General features: G+C 66.0%; 19 protein-coding genes. 8 read left to right on the forward strand and 11 right to left on the reverse strand.

What is annotated here, in order from left to right; genetic code table 11:
* Positions 1–73 precede the first annotated feature (73 nt).
* Both DUPY_RS21690 and DUPY_RS21695 read left to right on the forward strand, forming a co-directional pair.
* Positions 74–1,237, forward strand: a complete 1,164-nt coding sequence (locus DUPY_RS21690; protein WP_070250979.1) for a mandelate racemase/muconate lactonizing enzyme family protein — start codon at positions 74–76, stop codon at positions 1,235–1,237.
* A gap of 103 nt (positions 1,238–1,340) precedes the next feature.
* Positions 1,341–1,739: a hypothetical protein gene (locus DUPY_RS21695; protein ID WP_070250981.1), complete on the forward strand. Its 399-nt coding sequence runs from the start codon at positions 1,341–1,343 to the stop codon at positions 1,737–1,739.
* Here the strand turns inward: DUPY_RS21695 and DUPY_RS21700 are convergent, their stop codons facing one another.
* Complete coding sequence (locus DUPY_RS21700; RefSeq protein WP_070250983.1) at positions 1,740–2,156, reverse strand: VOC family protein; 417 nt, start codon at positions 2,154–2,156, stop codon at positions 1,740–1,742. It lies immediately after the preceding gene.
* Between the two features lie 496 nt (positions 2,157–2,652).
* On the opposite strand from DUPY_RS21700, the gene DUPY_RS21705 reads away from it, so the two are divergent.
* Positions 2,653–3,876, forward strand: a complete 1,224-nt coding sequence (locus DUPY_RS21705) for a hypothetical protein (RefSeq protein WP_070250985.1) — start codon at positions 2,653–2,655, stop codon at positions 3,874–3,876.
* Between the two features lie 12 nt (positions 3,877–3,888).
* On the opposite strand, the gene pbpG is transcribed toward DUPY_RS21705, so the two are convergent.
* Complete coding sequence (pbpG, locus tag DUPY_RS21710) at positions 3,889–4,899, reverse strand: D-alanyl-D-alanine endopeptidase (protein ID WP_070250986.1); 1,011 nt, start codon at positions 4,897–4,899, stop codon at positions 3,889–3,891.
* 149 nt (positions 4,900–5,048) lie between these two features.
* Here pbpG and DUPY_RS21715 point away from each other — a divergent pair, with 149 nt between their 5' ends.
* Together DUPY_RS21715 and DUPY_RS21720 are read left to right on the forward strand one after the other, a co-directional pair.
* Complete coding sequence (locus DUPY_RS21715; RefSeq protein ID WP_070250988.1) at positions 5,049–5,711, forward strand: response regulator; 663 nt, start codon at positions 5,049–5,051, stop codon at positions 5,709–5,711.
* On the forward strand, positions 5,708–7,090 hold the full coding sequence (locus DUPY_RS21720; protein WP_084640840.1) for a sensor histidine kinase: 1,383 nt from the start codon (positions 5,708–5,710) through the stop codon (positions 7,088–7,090). The genes DUPY_RS21715 and DUPY_RS21720 overlap by 4 nt, the downstream gene beginning before the upstream one ends.
* Here the strand turns inward: DUPY_RS21720 and DUPY_RS21725 are convergent.
* The 4 genes from DUPY_RS21725 to DUPY_RS21740 all read right to left on the reverse strand — a co-directional run bounded on the left by DUPY_RS21725 (position 7,059) and on the right by DUPY_RS21740 (position 11,660).
* The gene (locus DUPY_RS21725) at positions 7,059–8,645 is read right to left on the reverse strand and encodes a methyl-accepting chemotaxis protein (RefSeq protein ID WP_070251058.1); all 1,587 of its coding nucleotides are present in this window, start codon (positions 8,643–8,645) and stop codon (positions 7,059–7,061) included. The two genes, DUPY_RS21720 and DUPY_RS21725, sit on opposite strands and share 32 nt — an antisense overlap.
* 250 nt (positions 8,646–8,895) lie before the next feature.
* The gene (locus tag DUPY_RS21730; protein ID WP_070250990.1) at positions 8,896–10,056 is read right to left on the reverse strand and encodes a PAS domain-containing sensor histidine kinase; all 1,161 of its coding nucleotides are present in this window, start codon (positions 10,054–10,056) and stop codon (positions 8,896–8,898) included.
* On the reverse strand, positions 10,053–10,880 hold the full coding sequence (locus tag DUPY_RS21735) for an alpha/beta fold hydrolase (protein WP_070250992.1): 828 nt from the start codon (positions 10,878–10,880) through the stop codon (positions 10,053–10,055). Before DUPY_RS21735 ends, DUPY_RS21730 begins: the two co-directional genes overlap by 4 nt.
* 147 nt (positions 10,881–11,027) lie before the next feature.
* On the reverse strand, positions 11,028–11,660 hold the full coding sequence (locus DUPY_RS21740; RefSeq protein WP_070250994.1) for a superoxide dismutase: 633 nt from the start codon (positions 11,658–11,660) through the stop codon (positions 11,028–11,030).
* Between the two features lie 165 nt (positions 11,661–11,825).
* Here DUPY_RS21740 and DUPY_RS21745 point away from each other — a divergent pair, with 165 nt between their 5' ends.
* Positions 11,826–13,832, forward strand: coding sequence for a PAS domain-containing hybrid sensor histidine kinase/response regulator (locus tag DUPY_RS21745; RefSeq protein ID WP_070250997.1), 2,007 nt, complete (start codon positions 11,826–11,828; stop codon positions 13,830–13,832).
* Positions 13,833–14,024: 192 nt separating this feature from the next.
* On the opposite strand, the gene DUPY_RS21750 is transcribed toward DUPY_RS21745, so the two are convergent.
* On the reverse strand, positions 14,025–15,557 hold the full coding sequence (locus DUPY_RS21750) for a tetratricopeptide repeat protein (RefSeq protein ID WP_070250998.1): 1,533 nt from the start codon (positions 15,555–15,557) through the stop codon (positions 14,025–14,027).
* A 195-nt stretch (positions 15,558–15,752) separates the two neighbouring features.
* Between DUPY_RS21750 and DUPY_RS21755 the strand changes: the two genes are divergently transcribed.
* Complete coding sequence (locus DUPY_RS21755) at positions 15,753–17,558, forward strand: sensor domain-containing phosphodiesterase (protein WP_070251000.1); 1,806 nt, start codon at positions 15,753–15,755, stop codon at positions 17,556–17,558.
* Here DUPY_RS21755 and DUPY_RS21760 read toward each other — a convergent pair.
* On the reverse strand, positions 17,534–18,730 hold the full coding sequence (locus DUPY_RS21760; protein ID WP_070251002.1) for an MFS transporter: 1,197 nt from the start codon (positions 18,728–18,730) through the stop codon (positions 17,534–17,536). The two genes, DUPY_RS21755 and DUPY_RS21760, sit on opposite strands and share 25 nt — an antisense overlap.
* A gap of 134 nt (positions 18,731–18,864) precedes the next feature.
* Between DUPY_RS21760 and DUPY_RS21765 the strand changes: the two genes are divergently transcribed.
* Positions 18,865–19,518, forward strand: coding sequence for a hypothetical protein (locus DUPY_RS21765; RefSeq protein ID WP_070251004.1), 654 nt, complete (start codon positions 18,865–18,867; stop codon positions 19,516–19,518).
* 107 nt (positions 19,519–19,625) lie between these two features.
* On the opposite strand, the gene DUPY_RS21770 is transcribed toward DUPY_RS21765, so the two are convergent.
* Genes DUPY_RS21770 through DUPY_RS21780 form a run of 3 tightly spaced genes read right to left on the reverse strand, consistent with a single transcriptional unit; the run spans position 19,626 to position 23,117 of the window.
* Positions 19,626–21,041 (reverse strand): amidase, encoded by a 1,416-nt coding sequence (locus DUPY_RS21770; protein ID WP_070251007.1) that lies wholly within the window; start codon positions 21,039–21,041, stop codon positions 19,626–19,628.
* Positions 21,038–22,444: a sensor histidine kinase gene (locus DUPY_RS21775; protein WP_070251009.1), complete on the reverse strand. Its 1,407-nt coding sequence runs from the start codon at positions 22,442–22,444 to the stop codon at positions 21,038–21,040. The genes DUPY_RS21770 and DUPY_RS21775 overlap by 4 nt, the downstream gene beginning before the upstream one ends.
* A complete protein-coding gene (locus DUPY_RS21780; RefSeq protein WP_070251011.1) occupies positions 22,437–23,117 on the reverse strand; it encodes a response regulator transcription factor in 681 nt (226 codons plus the stop codon). The genes DUPY_RS21775 and DUPY_RS21780 overlap by 8 nt, the downstream gene beginning before the upstream one ends.
* Positions 23,118–23,216: the final 99 nt, after the last annotated feature.

A 23,216-nucleotide genomic window follows, 5' to 3' on the forward strand; every position in this document is an offset into this window, starting at 1 on the left:
AAGGTTTCAATCCAGGTAAATTGTAGCAGTGTGGTTCAATAGTAGACTGGTTCCACTTTGACAGGAGAACCGCATGAAAATCGTTGAAATCCGCGAAAAAACCGTCCCGATCAGCTCGCCTATCCGCAATGCCTATATCGACTTCAGCAAGATGACCCTGAGCCTGGTGGCGGTGGTCACCGACGTCATCCGCGATGGCAAGCCGGTGATCGGCTACGGTTTCAATTCCAATGGCCGTTACGGCCAGGGCACCCTGATGCGCGAGCGTTTCATTCCGCGCATCCTTGAAGCCGATCCGGCCAGCCTGGTCGATGATGCCGGCACCAACCTCGATCCCCACAAAATCTGGAACTGCATGTTCACCAACGAAAAGCCGGGCGGCCACGGCGAGCGCTCGGTGGCGATCGGCACCATCGACATGGCGGTGTGGGACGCGGTGGCCAAGATCGAAGGCAAGCCGCTGTTCCAGCTGCTGGCCGACCGCTACGGCAACGGCCAGGCCGACCGCAAGATTTTCGTGTACGCCGCCGGCGGTTATTACTACCCGGGCCAGGATCATGGCAAGCTCAAGGACGAGATGCGCAGCTACATCGACCGGGGTTACACGGTGGTGAAGAAGAAAATCGGCGGCGCCGACCTCGACGAAGATTTGCGTCGTATCGACTCGGTGCTCAGCGTTTTACAGGATGGCCAGAAACTGGCGGTGGACGCCAACGGCCGCTTCAACCTCGATACGGCGATCAAGTATGCCAAGGCACTGTCGCAGTACGACCTGTTCTGGTACGAGGAGCCGGGCGACCCGCTCGACTTCGAGTTGCAGGCCACCTTGCGCAATTATTACAAGAACCCGATGGCCACCGGCGAAGACCTGTTCTCGATGCAGGATGCGCGCAACCTGGTCCGCTACGGTGGCATGCGCGCCGACCGCGACTGGCTGCAATTCGACTGCGCGCTCAGCTACGGCCTGGTGGAATACCTGCGCACGCTCGACATGCTGCGCGAGCACGGCTGGTCGCCCAAGCGCTGCATTCCTCACGGCGGCCACCAGATGTCGCTCAATATCGCGGCCGGCCTGGGGCTGGGCGGTAACGAATCGTATCCCGACCTGTTCCAGCCCTACGGCGGCTTCCCTGACGGCGTGACGGTCGACGACGGCCACATCATGCTGCCGGAACTGCCGGGCATCGGCTTCGAGGGCAAGGCAGACCTGTATCGCGAGATGGTGAAACTGGCTTAGCCTGGATCAAGCGAACGGTCGGACGCGGCGTGCGAGAGCGTTGTGATGGGGACTAGAATGATGATTCCTTTTGCAATGTTTTCAACCTTCTCGTGGAGCAATTATGGCTACCTCATTCGATCCGTTCTGGATGTTCAAGATGCCGCTGTCGGGCGACGTCATGCAGCGCTTCAATTCGCCATTTTTCTCGCCGACGTTTAACTTCGCTGGCGACGCCGGGGTCGAAGACCGCGTGGTGTCGGAAGTGGCCAGTTACGGCAAGCAGATAGGCTGGCTCAACGACCTGGTGATCAAGCTGGCGGAAAAGCAGGAGGCCGATATCGATGTCCTCAACAAGGTGAAAAAAGCCAGGGCTGACATCGAGGACATCAAACAGGCGCAAACGACGACCGTGTTGCGCACGGCAGTCGACGCCCTCAAGCAGCTCGAAACCAGCGAGCCCGACCTGTACAAGCAATTGATCAAGCGGCACGCCGAAGCTGCCACCCGATCGCCGTCGTGATCAACCCTGATTGGCCACATCCAGCACCCACACCACGCCGAACTGATCCTTGAGCATGCCGTACAACGGCGACCACGACGAAGCCGCCAGCGGCGCAATGACGGTGGCGCCCTCGGCCAGCCCGGCCCAGTAGCCGGCAATCTCCTCGGCGCTGTCGCCGCGCACGGAAACGTAGTAGGCGTTCTGGCCCTGGTCCCACGGCATGGCCGCCGGTACGTCGAACGCCATCACGCAAAAGCCGTTGTCGGCGACCACCTGGCCCCAGATGATGAGGTCCGCTGCGGCGGGATCATCGGTCATGCCGGCCTGGCCGTGGGTGGCCAGTGTGACCCGGCCACCGAACACCGCGTGGTAAAAATTGAGGGCCTGGCGGGCGGTGCCCCGCAGGTTGATGTGGGCTACGGATTTGATGGACATGCAAGATTCTCCAGGATAGTGAGAGTGGCGAACCCGCTCCGGTCGGTCAACCGGACGGGGTAATGGTCGAGACCGGTGGTACTATATCGACCCCTCCTGCCAAATACTGTCAGTTGTCATGTCGCGATCCGATCGTGTGTTTCGTGTGTTTCGCCTGTTGCAGGCCTTGCGTACCTTGCCTGCACCCGTGACGGCGCAGCGCCCGGCCCGCGAGACCGGCTTCTTCCCCCAGTCGGTCTACCGCTCGGCTGGAAACTGCGCGAGAGCCTGCGGGACGGTGGCGCCGATATCGGCGGCGAACGTGGCTACGGCTATTCGCTGATCGAGGACGGCAGCCTGCCGCCGCAAATGTTCAACCGGCTCGAGATCGAGGCGCTGGTGCTGGGCCTGTCCGAAGTGCGTCACATGGGCGATCCCGTCCTGGCCAAGGTGAATCTACCTGGCCGAACTTCAGGCCGCAGCGCCGGAAGCGCCGCCTTCGTTTTAAAGGAAAAATATGTTGTCGAAAAATGTCAAAGGCTGGTGCGGATGCGCAGCGGCCGCTACTGTCCTGTTGTCCGGCGGTGTCGCCGTGGCGGCCGACGAGGGCAAGTCGCCCCTCACCGTGGGCGGTGCGATCCGCTTCAATTATGTTTACAAGAGCTGGCAGGACGAATATCGCAACGGCTTCTTCGGCCTGGACACCGCCCGCCTCGACGTCAACTACGACGACGGCACCACCATCGGCTCGGCCCAGTACCGCTACAATAATTTCCCGAAAGGGCAGGGCGGCTATTGGCAGCATTTCCTCCACCACGGCTGGATTGGACGCCGCTTCGACGACAAGAGCGAGCTGCACATCGGCGTGGACAAGAACCTGTTCGGCCTGCAGCCGTACGCGTCGAACAATTTTTATGAGTCGATCGCGTTCTATGCCGGCTTCGAGGACAAGTACGACCTCGGTGTGACCTACCTCAGCAAGCCCGGTCCGGTCGAATGGCAGGTGGGCTTTTACCCGCGCGACGGCGGCTCTTACGGTGGTGGCAGCAATACCGCGCCCTCGGCCAACCGCTACTCGTACAACATCGTGGCCGACGACGATGCGCAAGGCTTCGGCACCGGCCAGCGCGATACCGAGCGCAACACCCTGATCGGCCGCGTGGCGTTCAAGCTGGGCGACCAGGGCCGGCAGGAAGTGGGCTTTTCGGGACTGACCGGTAATATCCGCAACGAAGCGCGCGCCAACGGCGCCGTCAACACCCGCCGCAACGCCTTTGCCGTGCACTTCAAGGGCAAGTCGGGACCGTTCGATGTGATGTTGCAGGCGATGCGCTACGACTACCGCACCAGCCACGAAGCCACGCAGACCTACGGCGGCCTGGACGCCAACAGTTTCGTCATGATCGGCGGCTTCGGCTACCCCTACCCGGTGGCGTCCAAGGGCGACATCTACATCGCCAACGCCAGCTACGACATCGGCGGCAAGGTCGGACCGTTCAGCGGCTTCAAGGTCTATAACGACTACAGCATGCTGCACAAGCGCGTGGGCAGCTACAAGGACTCGGCCCAGAACGTTACGGGCCTGAGCTTCTCGGCCGGTAAATGGTCGTTCTCCGCCGACTTCATGTTGGGCAAGCACCACCCGTACATCTCACCGGACTTTGGTGGCCTGGGTTCGACTTCGGCCGAGCATCCCGGGTATAGCCGCCGTATCAATTTGCAGGCGGGGTATTACTTCTAAGGAAGAGGGCGGTCAGTGCCGCCGCTTGACCGCCCGCTGTACCTTGCCACCCCGATATCCCGCCAGCCACGATCGCGCCCGGTTGGCGTCGGCAGCGTGCGAGTATTTGCCCTGCGAGTTCAAGAACACCATCACCGTCGGCCGGTTGTTGACCATGGTGTAGAGCACCATGCAGCGGCCCGCTTCGGAGATGTAGCCGGTCTTTTGCAGGCGGATGCGCCAGTTGCTGCTGGCGGTCAGGCGGTTGGTGTTGTGGTACACGCTGGTGCCGCGCCCCTGGCGGATGCTGAACGCGTGGTCGGTGGAGTAGCGCCGGATCAGGGCGCTCTTTTCGGCGGCGATCACCAGTTTGGCTAGGTCGCTCGGGGTGGACACGTTGGCGCTCGACAGGCCGGTGGGTTCCACGTAACGCGTGTTGCGCATCCCCAGCGTGCGGGCCTTGCGGTTCATCGCGGCCACAAAGGCGCGGGTGCCGCCCGGATAATTGCGGCCCAGCGCGGACGCGGCCCGGTTCTCCGAACTCATCAACGCCAGGTGCAGCATGGACGTGCGCGGCAGCGTGGTGCCCACTTGCAGTCGCGACGATGAATATTTCAATCGGTCGACGTCCGCGCTGGTGACGGTGATCTGCTGGGTCATGCTCTGGCCCGCGTCGAGCACCACCAGCGCCGTCATCAGCTTGGTGAGCGACGCAATCGGCAGGACCGTATCCGGGTTTTTCTGGTACAGCACGTCCTGCGTGGTCGGATCGAGGATGACCACTGCGCTCGAGCGCAGCGCCGCCAGGTGCGCCGCGTTCGGTGCTTGCGAGACCGCCACCGCTTTGGCCATCTTGCGCTTGCGCAGCGGCTTGACGGCCTTGGCTGTCCTGGCCCTGGTCGCCTTGGCCTTCACTGCCTTGCTGGACTTGGTGACCTTGGCTTTGTGCCGGGTATCGGCGCCGTATGCGTCCACCGGCGCTTGCAAGCCTGCCAGGCCCACCACGCACATCAGGGAAAAAATCAACGGCTTCAGTAGTTTCATGCTTTTCATGCAGCGGGGCCCAGGCTGGAGTAACGACGTCCGGATGGTAGGCAAGCACACTTAGCAGTCACTTAGCGGACGTTCCATGCGCGATGCCGTTAAAATACCGCCCTGGCGCCGACATTCGGCGCGGAAATCGAAAGGACGTCATGCGGGTGCTGTTGGTGGAAGACGATGACATGATCGGCAACGCGATCCAGCAGGCGCTGCGCGAAGCCAGTTATGGCGTCGATTGGGTGGTCGATGGCGACGCTGCGCTCGACTCGCTGGCCTGCAATCCGTACCAGATGGTGCTGCTCGACCTGGGCCTGCCGCGGCGCGACGGCATGTCGGTGCTGCACACGCTGCGCGCAGCCGGCCGCGGCGTGCCGGTGCTGGTGCTCACCGCGCGCGACGCCACCGAAGACCGCGTGGCTGGCCTCGATGGCGGCGCCGACGATTACCTGGTCAAACCGTTCGCGCTGTCCGAACTGCTGGCGCGCATGCGCGCCGTCACCCGCCGCCAGGCCGCCGCCGTCGGCCCCAACCTGGGCAACGGCGTGATCACGCTCGACCCGGCCACCCACGAAGCCTGCCGCGATAGCCGCCAGGTGCGCCTGACCGGTCGCGAATTCGCCTTGTTGCAGGCGCTGATGGTGCGCCCCGGCGCGATCCTCTCGCGCACTGAACTGGAAAACCGCATCTACGGCTGGAACGAGGAAGTGGAAAGCAACGCGGTCGAGTTCCTGATCCACGCGCTGCGCAAAAAACTCGGCGCCGACGCCATCAAGAACGTGCGCGGCGTGGGCTGGATGGTGTCCAAGGCGCCATGAACACGTCGCTCCAGTACCGGCTCTCGGCCACCATCGCGCTGGCCGTGGTGCTCATGGCCGGCAGCGCCGCCGTGTTCACCCTGGTCGCCTCGTGGAACGACGCCCACATCGCCCAGGACAAGCAGCTGCGCCAGATCGCCCACCTGATCGGCCGCCTGCAAACCGGGCCGGTCACGCTGGCCGCCCGCCAGAAAATCAGCGGCATCACGCTCGACGAGCGCATCGTGGTGCGTTTCCTCAATCCCTCGCCGGGCGAACCCGAGGACTACGATGGCCTGCCGGTATTCTCCACGCCGCTGGTCGATGGCCTGCAAACGGTGGACATGGATGCGGACTCGTGGCGCGTGTTCGTGCGCACCGATAACAGCGGCGTGCGGCTGGCGGTGGCCCAGCAAACGCGCGTGCGCAACGCGGTGGCGGTCAACAACGCCTTGCGGGCCTTGATCCCGTTCGGTTTGCTGGCGGTACTGCTGCCGCTGCTGGTGCACTGGCTGATCCGCAAGCTGTTCGGCCCCCTGCGCGCGGTGGCCGACGAGGCGGGCCGCCGCTCCCACTACGACCTGCGCCAGCTCGACGCCGCCGGCCTGCCGGACGAAGTGCAGCCGCTGGTGGCCGAAATCAACCGCCTGCTCACGCGGGTGGACGCGGCGATGCAAACCCAGCGCCGCTTCGTGGCCGACGCTGCGCACGAACTGCGCTCGCCGCTCACCGCCATGTCGCTGCAGACCGAGCGCCTGGCCGCTGCCGACATGCCGGACGAAGCGCGGCGCCGCATGCAAACGCTGGCCGCCGGCCTGCAGCGCACGCGCGTGATGCTCGACCAACTGCTGGCGCTGGCCCGCTCGCAGCAGGGTGCGCCCGACAGCACGGCGCCAAGCCCGGTATCGTTACAACAGGTGGTGCGCGCCGTGATCGAAGACCTGTATCCGCTGGCCGAGCAGCGCGGCATCGACCTCGGCGTGCTCAGCACCGATGACGCGCTGGTGGCGGCTGCGCCGCTGGACTTGCACATGCTGGTGAAGAACCTGGTCGATAACGCGCTGCGCTATACGCCACACGGGGGGCGGGTCGATGTATCGTTCTGCAGCCACGCGGGCGGAGTGGACTTGATTGTCGATGACAGCGGCCCCGGCATCCCCAAGCCCGAGCGCGAACGGGTATTCCACGCCTTTTATCGCATCTTGGGCAGCAGTGAGACCACCGGCTCCGGACTGGGGCTGGCGATCGTGAAGGCGGTGGCCGACAAGGCGGGCGCCACCGTCACGTTCGATACGGCGCCGTTGTCGTCCACGGGACTGCGGGTGGTGGTGGCGTTCCCGGCGCCTTTGTCGATAATGGCGACCGACATCAGGCGTCTGCCATCGTCCCCGGCAGCTTGAACACGCTCACCGCCTCGGTCAGCGCCGCCGCCTGTTGCTGCAGCGCGTCGGCCGCCGCTGCCGCTTCTTCCACCAGCGCGGCGTTCTGCTGCGTGACGCCATCCATGTGACTGATGGCAGAGCTGATCTGGGCGATGCCCTCGGTCTGCTCCTGGCCCGCCACCGTGATCTCGGCGATCACAGAGGTGACCCGCTGCACACTGGCCACCACGTCGCCCATGGTGGCCCCAGCCACGCTTGCCAGTTCGCTGCCGGAGGCGATGCGGCTTACCGAGTCGTTGATCAGCGCCTTGATTTCCTGCGCCGCCGTGGCCGAGCGCTGCGCCAGGTTGCGCACCTCGGTGGCCACTACCGCGAAGCCGCGTCCCTGTTCGCCGGCGCGCGCCGCTTCCACCGCCGCGTTCAGCGCCAGGATATTGGTCTGGAACGCGATGCCGTCGATGGTGCCGATGATGTCGACGATCTTGCTCGACGAGGCGCTGATCGCCGTCATGGTGGAGACCATCTGCGCCACCGCCTGGCCACCCTTGACAGCGATGGCCGAGGCGCTGTCGGCCAGTTCGCCGGCCTGGTTGGCGTTGTCGTTGTTCTGCTTGACCGTGCTGGTCAGCTCCACCATCGAGGCGGCGGTTTGCTCCAGCGCGCCGGCCTGCTGTTCGGTGCGCGAGGACAAGTCGAGATTGCCGCTGGCGATTTCGGTCGATGCTGCGTGGATCGCCACGGTGCCGTCGCGCACCCGGCCCACGATGCCCGACAGGTTGCCCTGCATCTGGCGCAGCGCTTGCAGCAGGTCGCCGATTTCGTCGGTGGTGTCCGAGCGTACCTCGGTGCGCAAGTCGCCGGCGGCGACCGTCTGGGCCACCGCCACCGCCGCATACAGGGGCAGGGTGATGCTGCGGATTAGCCACAGCACCGTCACCGAACCAATGACCAGCACCAGCCCGAGCGCGAGGGCGATCGTCAGCGTGGCGCGCTGGTGCGCCGCTGCATTGTCAGCTTCGATCTGCTGCGCCACGTCTTGCGCCTGCTGGCCGATGTAGGCGACGATGTCGTCGATCTTGCGGGTCGGTTCGCGGTCGGCGCCCTTGACCAGCGCATCGACCTTGTCGGCGGAGGTGGCCTGCGCCGGGTCGAATTGTTCGAGGGCCTTCAGGTAACGGGCGGTCAGCCCTTCCTGGGTGCGCAGCGCGTCGTTCACCATGGGCGTGGCGATGGCCAGCTGGTCGAGCATGGTGGCCAGGCGCGCCAGGTCGGCGCGGGTGGCGTCGCCGCCCTTGATGAAGGCGGCGCGGTATTTGTCCAGCGTTTCCTGGTCGTCGCCGCGCACCAGGATATTTTTCCATTCCTGGATCTGGATCTTGAATTCCACCTGGGCGCTGCGCGCGGTGTCGCTGGCCTGGCCCATGGCCCCCAGGCGCACCATGGCTGCACTGGCGCGGGTGTTGCCCGCGTCGAGCGCGCGCCAGCCGACGAAGCCAACGATCAGCAAAGCGAAGAAGAAAAGCGCCGCCAGCAGGCCGAGCCGGACACCAATTTTGAGATTGCCGAGTTTCACAGGTACACCCTTGGTCAACAGTGAAATGCGTTCCTGCCAGGCGAAGTCCGGATGCAGGGCCGACGGGCGGCCTGTCATTCCGCGCCGCACCGGGCTGGCCGGGGCGGCAGTCAAGAGATCTTGCGGGGAACGTGAATGGCGGCGGGGATGGGGCCGCGAAAGAAGCCGCAGTTGCGTCAGAGCGGCATTGCGTGATTCTATCTCATTTCCACATGGAAAGCCTATGCAGCTGTGTCCGTCACGCGACGCTTTATCCGGCAGGGCCGGCCAACAGCGGCAGCACCACCGTGAAGCGGGCTCCCGTGCCGGCGCCATCGCTGTGCGCCGTCACTTCACCGCCGTGCAGTTCGACCAGTCCTTTGACCAGCGACAGCCCGATGCCGAGCCCGCCCTGTGCGCGGTCGAGGCCAGGCGCCAGTTGCAGGAATTTTTCAAACACCAGTGCCAGCTGGTCGGGCGCAATGCCGATGCCGGTATCGCTGACCTCGATCGCTATCCTGCCGTCGCGGATGCCCGCCTGCAGCACGATGGCGGCGCCGACCGGACTGTATTTTCTGGCGTTGTTGAGCAGGTTGGCGACGATCTGGGTCAGCCGCACCTGGTCGAACCTGGCCCACAGCGGCTGCGCCGGCAGGTTGGCGGTGGCATGCTGTCCGGCCGCCTGCATGGCCGGCAGCGCGTCGTCGAAGGCATCGCGCAAGGTGGGCACGATATCGGCCACCGCCATGGTCAGCGACACCTTGCCCTGGCCGATCTGCGCGACGTTGAGCAAGTCGTCCACCAGCCGATTGATGCGGGCAATCTGCCGGACCAGGATCTCGGCCGGACGGTCGCTGGCGTTGGTGGCCTGGGCGCGCAGCCTGAGGATCTCGCTGACGTTGAGCATCGAGGCCAGCGGGTTGCGCAGCTCGTGGGCCAGCGTGGCCAGGAATTCATCCTTGTAGCGGTGCTGGAGCGACAACGCCGCATTGGCGTCGCGCAGTTGCGCCTGCGCTTGCGCCAGCTCGGCGGTTGCAGCTTCGGCCCGCTCCCGCTCGGCGCGCAGTTCGCGCTCGTACAATTTCCGGTCGGTGGCGATCAGCAGGGCGATTTCGTCGTGGATGACGCCGTCGCGCTGGCGCCGGATGGCGCTGAGCATCATCGGGATGCGGCGCCGCTGCTGGTCGAGCAGGTCCAGTTGCACCTCCGAGACCGATCCCTGCATTTGCAGCAGCGGTGTCCAGTGGGTTTGCAAAAATACCCGGGCGCCCATGGGCATCAGTTCGGAGAAGCGCTTTGATCCCACCAGTTCGGCCGGTTCGTAGCCCAGCCAGCGGCACACGGTCAGGTTGGCGCGCACGATGGTGCCGTCGACGTCGGCAAACAGCAACCCGCACGGCGCGTCGTCCCAGACGTCTGGCGCCGCTGTCATTGTGCTGGTGCTGGTGCCGGGGCAGGGGCGTCGAGGAAGGCCTGCATGGCGGCGATACTGGCGTCGGGCGCGCTCAGGTGGGGGCAATGGCCGTGGTTGGCGATCACCACCAGCGTGCTGTCGCGCATGGCGCGGTGCATGAAGGCGCCCACTTCCATCGGTGCGATGAGGTCGTCGCTGCATTGCATGATCAGCGCCGGCGTGGTCGAACGGGCAAAATCGGCGCGGTGGTCCGATAAGAAAGTGACCCGCGCGAAATGCTTGGCAATTGCCGGATCGGTGCGGCAAAAGCTGTTGGTCAGTTCCTCGGCCAGGTGCGGTTGATCGGGCGCCCCCATGATGGCCGGCGCCATGGTGCTGGACCAGCCGAGATAGTTAGCCTGCATGGTGTCGAGCAGGTCGGCGATGTCGTCCTCGGAAAAGCCGCCGCGGTAGTCGCCGTCGTCGATATAGCGCGGCGACGGGCCGACCAGGATCTGCGCCGCAAATTTTTCGGGCGCCAGGTTGGCAGCGAGTACGCCGATGGTGGCGCTGACCGAATGGCCCACGAAGATCACGGGACCGCTGGCATAGGCATCGATCAGCTCGAGCAGGTCGTCGGCGTAGCCTTGCAGCGAGCTGTATTTCTGGCGGTCGTACGCCGCCAGGTCGGAGCCGCCGCTGCCCACCAGGTCGAACAGGATAACGCGGTAGCGGCCGGCGAACTCGGGCGCCAGGTGGCGCCACATGCTCTGGTCGCAGCCGAAGCCATGGGCCATGATCATGGTGGGCAGGCCATCGCCGTCACCGATGATCCTGACGTTGTTCCTGGTGTTTAAGTTCATGTGGCGGCGCTGGACTGTTGAAATTATGTCCATTATATAGCGGGATGCAAGTGACGATCGCGCACGCGTGGCGGCCAGGCGACACTACAAGGGCGGCTGGGAGCGAACGCTGTGGTTCGTCGTTGGCTTGCCCTCTGAAACGCACGGTCAGGCAGGCACTGCGGCCTCGTAGCGGCGCGCCACTTCTTCCCAATCGATGATGTTGAAGAAGGCCGTAATGTAGTCGGGACGGCGGTTCTGGTAGTTCAGGTAGTACGCGTGTTCCCACACGTCCAGGCCCAGAATCGGCGTGCCGCCCGACAGGCCCACGAACGCACCCATCAGCGGGCTGTCCTGGTTGGCGCTATTTTCCACCAGTAACTTTCCGTCCTGGCCCACCGTGAGCCAGGCCCAGCCGCTACCGAAGCGGGTTTGCGCCGCCTTGATGAACTGTTCCTTGAAACGCTCGTAGCCGCCCAGGTCGTTGTTGATGGCGTCGGCCAGCTTGCCGGTCGGTTCGCCGCCGCCCTTGGGGCTCAGCACGGTCCAAAACAGCGCGTGGTTGGCGTGGCCGCCACCGTGGTTGCGCACGGCCGTCTGGGCGGCTTCGGGCAGGGCGCCGATGTCCTTGATCAGGTCTTCGACCGCCACCGGTTCGATGCCGGCGTCTTTCACCGCATTGTTGAGACTGGTGACATAGGTCTGGTGGTGCTTGGTGTGGTGGATTTCCATCGTGCGCGCATCGAAATGCGGTTCGAGGGCGTCGTACGCGTACGGTAAAGGCGGCAATTCATAGGCCATGGGATGCTCCTTTCAGGTCGTGGCGGTGCGCGGTTGCGACACCGGGTGGGGTGCAATCTTTGCATTCCCACATCGACAATAACAGAATCGTCCAGGCCTTGCCGCCAACGGGAGCGCGGGTGGCGCATGGTAAGATCGGCGCGACTATTTACGTGGAGTTCGGCAATGGTATCCAACAGCGCGCCCGGTTTGCCGGCGTTTCTCGATGGCGGCGGCGAAATGGGCATGCTCACGCGCGACCATGAGTGGCATGATCACCCCCTGGGTCCGCCCGCCGGCTGGCCGTCGCTGCTCAAGTCCACCCTGCGGCTGATTCTTACGAGCAACCACCCGATGATGATCTGGTGGGGCGACGACCTGCACCAGTTCTACAACGACGCCTATCGCCGCACCCTGGCCGACGATCGCCACCCGGCCGCATTGGGGCAGCGCTGCCGCGACTGCTGGGCCGAGGTATGGCATGGCATCGAGCCTGAAATCGACTACGTCATGGCCGGCAAGGGCGCCACCTGGCACGAGAACGCGCTGGTATCGCTCACCCGCAACGGCAAGCGCGAAGAGATGTACTGGACCTATGGTTACAGCCCGATCCAGGACGAGGCGTGCGTGCGCGGCGTGCTGGTGGTGTGCGCCGACGTCACCGAGGACATGCGCACCAGCCAGCTGCTCAAGCAGTCGTACGTGACGGTGATCGAATCGATGGACGAAGGCCTGGCCGTGATCCGCATCGTGCTCGATGACGCCGGCGTGCCGGTGGATTACCGCTTTCTCGAGGTGAACCCGTCGTTCGAGCGCCAGACCGGCCTGGTCGACGTGGTGGGAAAAACCGCGCGCCAATTGGTGCCCGACCTCGAGGATCGCTGGTTCCAGATTTACGGCAAGGTGGCCCTGACCGGCGAGCCGGTGCGCTTTCTGGAAGGGTCCGAGCCGATGAACCGCTGGTTCGAGGTGTATGCCACGCCGGTGGGGCCGAAGGAAGGCCTGCTGGTGGCGTTGATGTTCCGCGACGTGACCGACCGCACCCGCGCCGAACAGGCGCTGCGCACCGCCGACCGCCGCAAGGATGAATTCCTGGCCATGCTCGCGCACGAGCTGCGCAACCCGCTGGCGCCCATCTCGGCCGCCGCCGAAATGCTGCAACAGCCGGGCGCCGATGCGGCGCTGGTGCAGAGTGCCAGCGCCGTGATCGGGCGCCAGGTGCGCCACATCACGGGCCTGATCGACGACCTGCTCGATGTCTCGCGCGTCACGCGCGGCATGATCCCGCTCAACGCCAGCGCCATCGACGTGCGGCGCGTGGTGGCCGACGCCATCGAACAGGTACGCCCGCTGATCGACAGCCACGGCCACCGCCTCACCGTCAGCACGCCGCCCGCGCCCGCGCTGGTGATGGGCGACGCCAAGCGCCTGGTGCAGGTGCTGGCCAACCTGCTGAGCAACTCGGTCAAGTACACGCCCGGTGGCGGCGACATCATGCTGCGCCTGGACACCGGCGCCGACCAGGTCAAACTTGCGGTGATCGACAACGGCATCGGCATGACGGCCGACGTGCTGGCCCACGCGTTCGACCTGTTCGTGCAGGCCGAGCGCGAAACCGACCGCTCGCAGGGCGGCCTTGGCATCGGCCTGGCGCTGGTGAAAAGCCTGGTGGAACTGCATGGCGGCAGCGTCCTCGCGCAGAGTGCGGGACTGGGGCAGGGCAGCCGCTTCACCATCACGCTGCCGCAGATCGCTTGCGCACCGGCGCCGGTGCCCGTCCCGCTGGCCGACGAGCATGCAGCGCCAGCCGCGCCGCTCGCTGCAACCGGCACCGCGCTGCGCGCCATGGTCGTGGACGACAACGAGGACGCCGCCGCCATGCTGGCCATGTTCCTGGAAATCCACGGCCACCAGGTGCTGACCGAGGACGACCCGGCGCGCGTGGTGGAACACGCGCTGGTGTTCCGGCCGCACGTGTGCCTGCTCGACATCGGTCTGCCCGGCATGGACGGCTACGAACTGGCGCGCCGCCTGCGCGCCACGCCCGGCCTCGATGGCGTGGTGCTGATCGCGGTGACCGGCTACGGCGACGAGCAGGCCAGACAGCAAGCCACCGCCGCCGGCTTCGATCATCACTTCGTCAAACCGGTCGATCCGGCCAGGCTGGTGGCGCTGGTGGGCACACTGGCCTGATCAGCGCGGGGCGTCGCCTCTCGCTAGCTGCCTCAGTGTTCCCAAGTACCCATCCAGCGATTGCCAAAAACACGGGCCCCGATTGTTATGCTCGACAGTGCCGACAAAGTTCCGACGTCGTGATCTTGTTAAGAAAAGACTCGCGAGAGGCGGGCCGTCAGGCAACGGCCACCGCCCTGGTGAGAATAAGGCTTACTTGGTTTGCGTGCCGGAACCAGGCTTGAGCAAGGCATCCGCCCGAGCCAGTTCCGCCTGCGACAGCTGCGGTTTCACCTCGGCCAGCGCCACGTCGGCTTCGGGGTAGCGCGCCTGTTTGGCCAGGCTGAACCAGACGTAGGCCATCGACAAATCCTTGGCGCCGCCTTCGCCGTTGCGGGTCATGATGGCCAGGTTGTACATGGCGTCCGGTTGCGCCTGCATGGCGGCGGCGTTGAACAGCTTGCGCGCGGTTTGCAGGTTTTGATCGACCACTTCACCCTTGTAGAAGTAGGTGCCCAGCGCGTTTTGCGCGGCCGGTACGCCCTTGATGGCGGCCTCCTTGTAATACACCAGCGCGCGCTTGGGATCGGGGGCCACGCTCTCGCCGAAGTCGTACATGCGGGCGGCCGCCAGTTGCGCACCCGGATGGCCTTCCTTGGCGCCGGCAGTGAAGTAGGCGCCGGCCAGCTTCAGGTCCTTCGGTACGTCGTTGCCCTCGTAATAGGCTTTGCCGAGCTGGAATAGCGCAGGGGCGTAGCCCGCTTCGCCCGCTTCCTTCAGGTACTTGACGCCCTTGTTGACATCCTTGGCGCCGGCAAAGCCGGACAGGTAGGCGCTGCCCAGCATGCCGGTAGCTGGCGTATAGCCGGAGTCGGCCGCCACCTCGTAGAACTCGAGGGCCTTGCGCGGATCGCGCTTGACACCGGAGCCCACCATGTACACCTTGGCCAGCGTCATGGCTGCCTCGGCGCGGGTATTCATCAGCTGCGGATGCTTGGGGTCGAAGCGCATGCGGTCCTTCGGCCCGAAGCGCTGGTTGACGGCCTTGTCGAGCCAGTAGAGCGCTTGCGTGATGTCGACTTTTTCGCCCTTGCCTTCGAGGTACATGCGGCCGAGCATCAGGGCCGAGAAATCGTTGCCCAGCTTGCTGTAGTTTTGCTTGAACTGCGACATCGCTTCCACGTAGTCGCCCTTGTCGTAGGCGTCCAGCGCCAGGTTGAGGGTCTTGTCCTTGCGCGCAATACTGTTGCGGCCGGCGGCAAAGCGGCGGTCGGTGTTCGAGCATTTGACCGACGGCTCCATCTGGTTGGAGAGCGCGCTGCTGGCGGTCGCATCGGCGCCAGGCATGGTGCTGTCAAATTCGCGACCCATGGTATTCTTGCCGGCAGCATCGCCCAGCGGCGAGACGTCGCGGATGGTCTCCACTTCGCTGGACAGGCCGTGGAAGCTGGTGATGTAGTCGATGAAGAGATCGTCTTCATAAGGGTTGTAGCCGGACATATAGGCGCACGACGAGGCGAACTTGCGGCCCAGCACGCGGCTGTCGGCGGCGATGAACTCGGTCGGATCCTGCATCTTGCGCTTACCTGCCACCACCACTTCCTGCCGGGTGGCGAGGTCTGGCGCCGGCGCTTGCTGGGCGCCTGCCGGTAAGCACAGCAATGCGGCGGGCAGCGCGATGACCAGGCCGAGGCCGAGGCCCAGCGACCGGAACCGACTGCCCGGCGTGCGGGTAGATTGCGACATAATATCTCCATAGTAATTGTTATCGGAAAAATAAATATATCGCTTTACCTTGCCGCTGTGCGAATCTTTCCGTGAAACAATCATCCCAATGAGCGGGCACGCGCTAAACACCGTTGTAAAAAATATCTTTTTATTGTTTCTGGGAAATCTATGCCGTATTCGGTTACAATCGGCGATCCCCGGAATATTCAGACCATGACCTTTTCTCCTCCCGTGCTGCGCAGCGAAAACGAGCGCCTGGCCGCCTTGCGCGAGCTGTGCCTGCTCGACACCCCGACCGATCCGGCGTTCGACGAGATGACTTTGCTGGCCACGCACGTTTTCGGCACCTCGATGGCGCTCATTTCGCTGGTGGACGACGGGCGCCAATGGTTCAAGTCGCGTATCGGCATGGCAGTGCGCGAAACGCCGCGCTCGCAGGCATTCTGCGCCTACGCGCTGCACAGCACCGAGCCGCTGATCGTGCTCGACACGCTGCAGGACATCCGCTTTGCCGACAATCCCCTGGTCACCGGGTCGCCGGGCCTGCGCTTTTACGCCGGCGCGCCGTTGATCACGAAGGAGGGCCTGTGCCTGGGGACGTTCTGCGTGCTCGACGCCGCGCCGCGCGCCGCTTTCGACGCCGTCCAGGTCACCCAGTTGCGCCATTTCGCGCGGCTGGCGATGATGCGGATCGAAACCCTGCGCAGCATCGGCTACGCCGATCCGCTCACGCAACTGCCCAACCGCACCCGCTTCCTGGAAGACGTGGCGCTGTGGATCAACGATGCGCCGGACGACGGCCGCCGCCTGTTTGCCGTGGCCATCGACGTTTGCGGCCATGGTTACCTGCAGCAGATGCAGTCGGCATTTGGCGCCGATTACGCCGATGGCTTCCTCATGGCGGCATCCCGGCGCGTGTCGCAAGCACTCGGCCCGGCGCCCGTGTACCGTATCGACAGCACCGTCATGGCGTGCGTGCTGGCCGCCCGGGACGAGGCGGCGCTCGAGGAGCAGTTGCGCGGTTTGCAGCAGCGTTTCTCGGTGCCGTGCGAGCACCAGGGCATTCCGCATGCACCGGCGGTCACGCTGGGCGCCGTGGCGCTGGCCACGCCGGATGAGGTGCCGACGGCCGATACCGCGCGCGTGCTGGGCGCGGCGCTGGCCCATGCCCGTGCCGCCCATCGTCCCTGGGCCATCTACCACCCGCAACTGGACGCGGCGCAGCAGCGGGCATTCCGCATCCTGGCCGCGATTCCCGGTGCGCTGGCCGCCGACGACCAGTTGCAATTGCACTACCAGCCGCGCATCGACCTGGCCGATGGTGTGTGCACCGGGGTGGAAGCACTGCTGCGCTGGAACCACCCCGAGCTGGGGACGATCAGCCCCGGCGAATTCATTCCGCTGGCGGAAAAGACCGCGCTCATCGGCGACATCACGGCATGGGTGGTGCGCGCGGCGCTGGCGCAGGCGCAGGTCTGGCACGACGCCGGCCTGCGGCTCACCGTGTCGCTCAACGTCTCTGCGCTGGACCTGGCCACCGCCGGTTTTGCCGACCTGCTGGACCGCCTGCTCGGCCAAAGCCGGGTGGATCCCGGGCTGATCGAAATCGAGTTCACCGAAAGCGCCGTGGCCGACGATCCGCTGCCGGTCGGGGTGCAGTTGCGGCGCCTGCGCGCGCTGGGACTGCAGATCGCCATCGACGATTTCGGCACGGGCCATAGCAACTTCAGCTACCTCAAGCAGATTCCTGCCACCATCCTCAAGCTCGACCAGTCGTTCGTGCGCACGCTGCCCACCGACATGCACGACGTGACGATCCTGTGCGCGATGATACGGCTCGGCCACGAGTTCGGCCACCGCGTGGTGGCGGAAGGTATCGAGACGGCGCAAGCATACGAACTGCTGGCCAGCTGGGGCTGCGACGAGGGCCAGGGCTACTGGATCGCCCGGCCCATGCCGGCCGCGCAGGTGGCCGACTGGCTGGCGCCGGCCGCTCAGCGGCTGCGCGCCAGCCGGTAGTCATGCCAGAGCGCGGCGCCGGCCATCAGCCCAAGCGCAGCCCCCGCCACGCACACGCCGCGCCAGCCGGCCAACTGCCAGGCCAGCGATCCCAGCGCCGAGCCGGTTGCCGCACCAGCGAAATAGCCGGTCATGTACACCGCGTTGATGCGCGAGCGCGCCTGCGGATCGAGCTGGTAAATCACGCCCTGGTTGCCGATATGGACGCCGGCGAGCGCGATGTCGATCAGCAGGGTGCCCACCAAAATCCATGGCAGGCTGGCCAGGCCAAGGCGCAGCGCACCCCAGCTCACCAGCAACAGCAGCAGGCAAGCGGCCGACGTGGCCAGTCCCCAGCCCTTGTCGTTCAGGCGCCCGGCCACGCTGGCCATCATGGCGCCGGCCACGCCCAGCAGGCCGACCAGGCCGATCTGGCTGTCGCCGAGCGCAAAACCGGGCCCGGACAGCAGCAGCGTGGTGGACGACAGCACCACGCTGACCGAGGCAAACGTCAGCGCCCCGACCAAGGTGCGGCTGCGCAGGCGCGGATGGCGCGCCGCCAGCGCCAGCAGCGACCGTAATACCTGGCCATAGCTCATCGAAACCGGGTTGCGCGAGGCGGGCAGCACGTACCACAGCGCCAGCGCCAGGGCCACCATCATGCACCCCGCCGCACGGTACACGGTGTGCCAGCCACCGAGGTCCGACAGCAGTCCGGCCGCGCTGCGCGCCAGCAGAATGCCGCTGAGCAGGCCGCTCATCACCAGCCCCACGGCGCGGCCGCTGCGCTGCGGCGCGGACAGGGTGGCCGCCATTGGCACCAGCGTTTGCGCAGCCACCGAGAACAGCCCGGTCAGCACGGTACCGATCACCAGCATGGAAAAACTGGCGGCGTAGCCGCTGATGAACAGGCCGGCGGCGGCCAGCAGCATCAGGCCGCTGGCCAGGCTGCGGCGTTCGAGCTTGTCGCCAAGCGGCACGAACAGCAGCAGGCCCAGCGCGTACGCCAGTTGCGACACGGTGACCGTGAGCGCGGCAGTGGCGTCGGTGACGTTCAGCGCCACTGCGATCGAGTGCAGCAGCGGCTGGTTGAAATAGTTGCTGCCGGCGCAAAGGCCGGTGGCCACGGCCATCAGCAGCAGGACCGGCGTGGTGAGGGTGGCGGCAGGGGTGATGGTCTGGGAGGCGTGCATGCGGACATCTCGGTAAAAGCGATGGCTGTACTATAGAACCTCAACTTAACATGAGGTCAAGGGAGGGTTTGGCATTTAACTAATTTCCTGGGCCGTCGCCTGTTACCGGTACAGATCAATTGCGGGAGAACTCCATGCTGTCGTCACCGTTGTACCGGGCCGGCCAGGCTGCCGAAGCCAGAGGCGAGCCGCTCGCGGCGGGCGGCGACACCGCCAGCCGCCTGCAAGCGCAGGCGCTGGCCGCACTGGCCAAGCTCAAGCAAAAGCAGGCCGACCAGGCCCGCGAACGCGCCGACGTGGTCCGCGCTTTGCGCACGGCTGCCGCGCAAGCGGCCAAGGCGGCCGCGCGCGAACGCATCGAGATGATCAAGAAGCGCATCAAGGAGTTGTTGCACCTGCTGGCGATGTTCGGCGGCAGCGGCGCCAGGGGCACGCTGCAGGAACTCAGGCAACTGTCCGGCCAACTGAGGGAAGCCGCCGCCGTGCTGCGCGCGGGCGACGGCGCGCCTGCGGCAGAAGAGGGCGGCGCGGCCGCTGCACCAGCGGCTGCTCCGTCAGCACCAGCGGCAGTGCCTGCATCGACCGGCGACGACCACGCCGAAGGCCGCGCCGCCTACGCCGACCAGCAACAGGCGGCCGAGGCCGAATCAGGCGACCCGCTGAAACACCACCACAATCCCCAGGACACCGAACGCGAGTCGGACGAACGCCTGATCGATGCCGTGCAAAAGCTGCTGCGCTCGGTAACGGCCATGGCCGAATCCCAGGCCAAGAAACAAGCCGCCTAAAGTTCAGGGTCAGTGCCGACATCTGGACACGAACTCGGCACTAACAAGCGACCGTAACATGCGCAATAAGTTCAAAAATGTCCGAATGTCGGCACTGACCCCGAAGGTTAGTTGAGGGCGGCTTCGGCGATTTGGGCGGCGGCGAACAGGCGCGCTTCGGCGCCGGGGGCGCACAGCAGCGAGATGCTGGGGACCAGGCCGGTGGCCGGGTCGCGGTACTTCCAGGCTGGCACCGCGATTGCCGGCAGGTCCAGGTAGTTGCCCATGGTGTGGGCGGTGAACAGGCCGTTGACGCCCGGTTTCAACGACTGCCGGTTCATCTTGCCATGGTGCGGCGCCAGCAAGCCCAGGGTGGGCAGGACCACCACGCCGTCCGCGCCCAGCATGGCGTGGTAGCGGGCGCGCGCGCTGGCGTAGTTTGTGGCGATGCGCGTGACCGTGGACTGGCGGCGCGGTTTCATCAGCGGCGCGATCAGCATCCACGTCAGCAGGCCGTTGTCGATGGTGGGGCGGCGCAGCAGTTGCGCCGCCAGTTCGCGCCAGGGCGAGAAGGGCGCCGCTTCCTTTGTGGTCAGCAGCCGGATCCAGGTATCGTAGAAGTCGTCGAGGATGATTTTCGGGATTTGCAGGAACAGGTGGCGCACGTCCGAAAAATCCTGCGCTTCTTCGCGGTAGCCGCCAGCCACCAGGGCCGCTCTCGCCGCCGCCAAGGCCTGGCCGATGCAGGCATCCCGTATCGTCAGCGGAAAGCCGCCCGGCACCACCAGCCGGCCACCGGCCGCGCCGCCAGCGATGTCGCCACCGGCGGCAAGCGGCTGTCGCGCGATCACGTTGTACACCAGGCGGGCGTCGCGCACGCTGCGCGTGATCGGCCCCAGGCCCAGCCAGGTGCGGGTATTGCCGGTCACCTGTGGCCAGGTGCCGGCGCCATCGACCGCTGCCGAATGCGGCTTGAAGCCCACCACGCCGCAGAACGCGGCCGGGATCCGGATCGAGCCGAGGATGTCCGACCCCACGCCAAAGACCGAGCTGTTCGACCCCACCAGCGCGCCTTCGCCGCCGCTCGAACCGCCGGCCACCCGGTCTGGCGCCAGCGGGTTGTTGGTGCGCCCGTAGCGGGGATTGGTCGATTCGGCCGTCATCGCCAGTTCCGGCACATTGCTGCGGGCGATCACCACCGCGCCGGCAGCTTTCAAACGGCGCACGATCTCGGCATCGTGCGTGTGCGGTTCGGGCGCCATCCGCTGCGAGCCGGCCGTCACCTGCTGGCCGGCCAGACCAAAAGTCTCCTTCACGCTGCACGGCAGGCCAAACAGTGGCAGCGAATGGTCGCCTTCGCGATCGAGCCGCCGCGCCTCGGCCAGCGCCTGTTCGTGAAAGATGCTGGTGGCGGCGTTCAGGCGTGGCTGCTCGCGCGCCAGCGTTTGCAGGTGCTGGCCAACCAGCTGTTCGGCGGTGAGGGCGCCCTGGCGCAGTTGTTCCAGCAGGCTGACGGCGTCGGGTGCTCGGCGCGATGGGGTCATGGTGTCTCTTGTAATTGTTGAAGTTGGACGGTGAACAGCGCGCCGCCACCGGGGCGGTTGGCGGCCGTGATCCTGCCGCCTGCCGCGCGCATGATGGACTGCGACAGCGCCAGGCCCAGGCCCACCCCGGCTACTTCACTGGCACGTGCGCCCGTGCCGCGGAAGAAGCGGTCGAATACATAGGGCAGCTCGGCGTCCGCAATGCCTGGGCCCTGGTCGGCCACGGTGAGCAGTATCGTGCCTTCGCCCTGTGCCAGGCCGACCTCGATGCGCCCGCCCGGCGGCGAGAACTTCAGGGCGTTTTCCAGCAGGTTGCGCAGCACCAGTCCCAGCGCCGCCTGCTCCACCTGCACATCCCCGGGCAAGTCACCGGCATCAACGAGTTCGATGCCGCGCTCGCGCGCCGGCGCCGCCATGCGCGCGACGGTGTCGCGCACCAGGTCCGTCAAAGACACCGGCTGGCCGGGGCCGCGCTCCTGGCCGGCGTCGATTCGCGCCAGCATCAGGAGTTCTTCCACCAGCGTGGTCAGGCGCTCCACCTCGTCCAGGCACGAGCGCAGGGCCGCGACGTAGTCGCCGCTCTCGCGCGGACGGCGCAGCGTGATCTCGATCTCGGCGCGCAGGCGCGAGAGCGGCGAGCGCAGTTCGTGCGAGGCGTCGGCGGTAAAGCGGCGCTGGGTTTCGAACGCCCCTTCGATCCGCTCGAGCATGGCGTTCAGGGTGGTGACCAGGTGGCCGATTTCGTCGTCGCCGCCAGGGTGCGGCAGGCGTCGGTCCAGGTGGTTGTCCTCGATGCGGCCGGCCTGCTCGACGATGTTCTCGATCGCCACGAACAGCTTGCGCGACAGCCGCGCGCCGGCCCAGCCCAGCGCCGCCATCAGCGCTACCGCCATGGCGCCGAACAGCAGCGCCGCCGAGCGCAGCGTGCTGTTGGCGTCGTCGAGCGAGCCGGCCACCTGCACGGCGTACAGCTGGCCTTTGACGCGCGCCGGCACCGATACCATGCGCAGCGGTTCCTCGCTGGTGTCGGGCAGGGTCTCGAACACGGTGCGGCCAGCCGCCAGCTGGTCGAGCAGCTGCGACGACGCCGGCAAATCCTCGGTGCCCAGGTTGCTGCTGCGCGCCAGGATCCAGCCCTGCTTGTCGATGATCTGCACCAGCCGGTCGAGCCGCGTGAGCGAGGGCGGGGCGCTGCCTTGCGGCGCTTCGTGCACGCGTATCACCGTGCCATCGCTGTCGCTCAGCATCGCCGCCTCGGCTTCGGCCAGGGCCAGCAGGGCGGTATCGAGCTGGCGGTTGACCGACTGCGACAACACCCACCAGCCGGCGCCCGCCGTGGCGCCCACGGCGGCCAGGATGGCCAGCAGGTGGACCGCGATCAGGCGTTGGCGCAGGCTAAGCATGGTCAGGCTCAGACGGCGGTCCGAGCCGGAAGCCGCGTCCGCGCACGGTCTCGATCAGCGGCGCCGCAGCGGGGGGATCGACCTTGCGGCGCAGGTTCTTGATGTGGACGTCGATCAGGTTGTCGATGGCAATCAGGTCCGCGTGCCACACCTGCTCCGCCAGTTGCAGGCGGGTGACGACGCTGCCGGCATGGCGCATCAGCAGGTCGAGCAGGGCGTATTCCTTGGCGGTGAGGGCGAAGCTGCTGCCGCCGCGCGTGGCGGTGCGGGTACGGGCGTCGAGCGCCAGGTCTGCCACCTTGAGCAATGCCGGCTGGGCGCGGTCGAAGCGGCGCAGCAGCGCGCGCACCCGCGCCAGCAGCTCGTCGAACACGAACGGTTTGGTCAAATAATCATCAGCGCCGGTGTTCAGGCCCAGGATGCGGTCGGCCACGGCATCGCGCGCGGTGAGCATCAGCACCGGCAGTTGGTGGCCGGACTGCCGCCATTCGGCGCACAGGGTCACGCCGTCTTTGCCCGGCATCATCCAGTCGAGGATGGCCAGGTCGAAGCCGGCCGGCATGGCCGCTTCGTGGGCGCCATGCGCGACCTGCACCTGGAAGCCTTCTTCCTCGAGGCCGCGCGCCAGTAGCCGCGCCGCTTTGTGATCGTCTTCTACCAACAGGATGTGCATGAATGTCCTCGACCGGGAACCCGAGTATAACAGCGCCGGTACGCAGGAATCCTGAAGAAGTATTCAGGATGCGGTGCAGCATAAATTCGTACCATGGCG

It is taken from the genome of Duganella phyllosphaerae, assembly GCF_001758785.1.
Classification (GTDB): domain Bacteria; phylum Pseudomonadota; class Gammaproteobacteria; order Burkholderiales; family Burkholderiaceae_D; genus Rugamonas; species Rugamonas phyllosphaerae.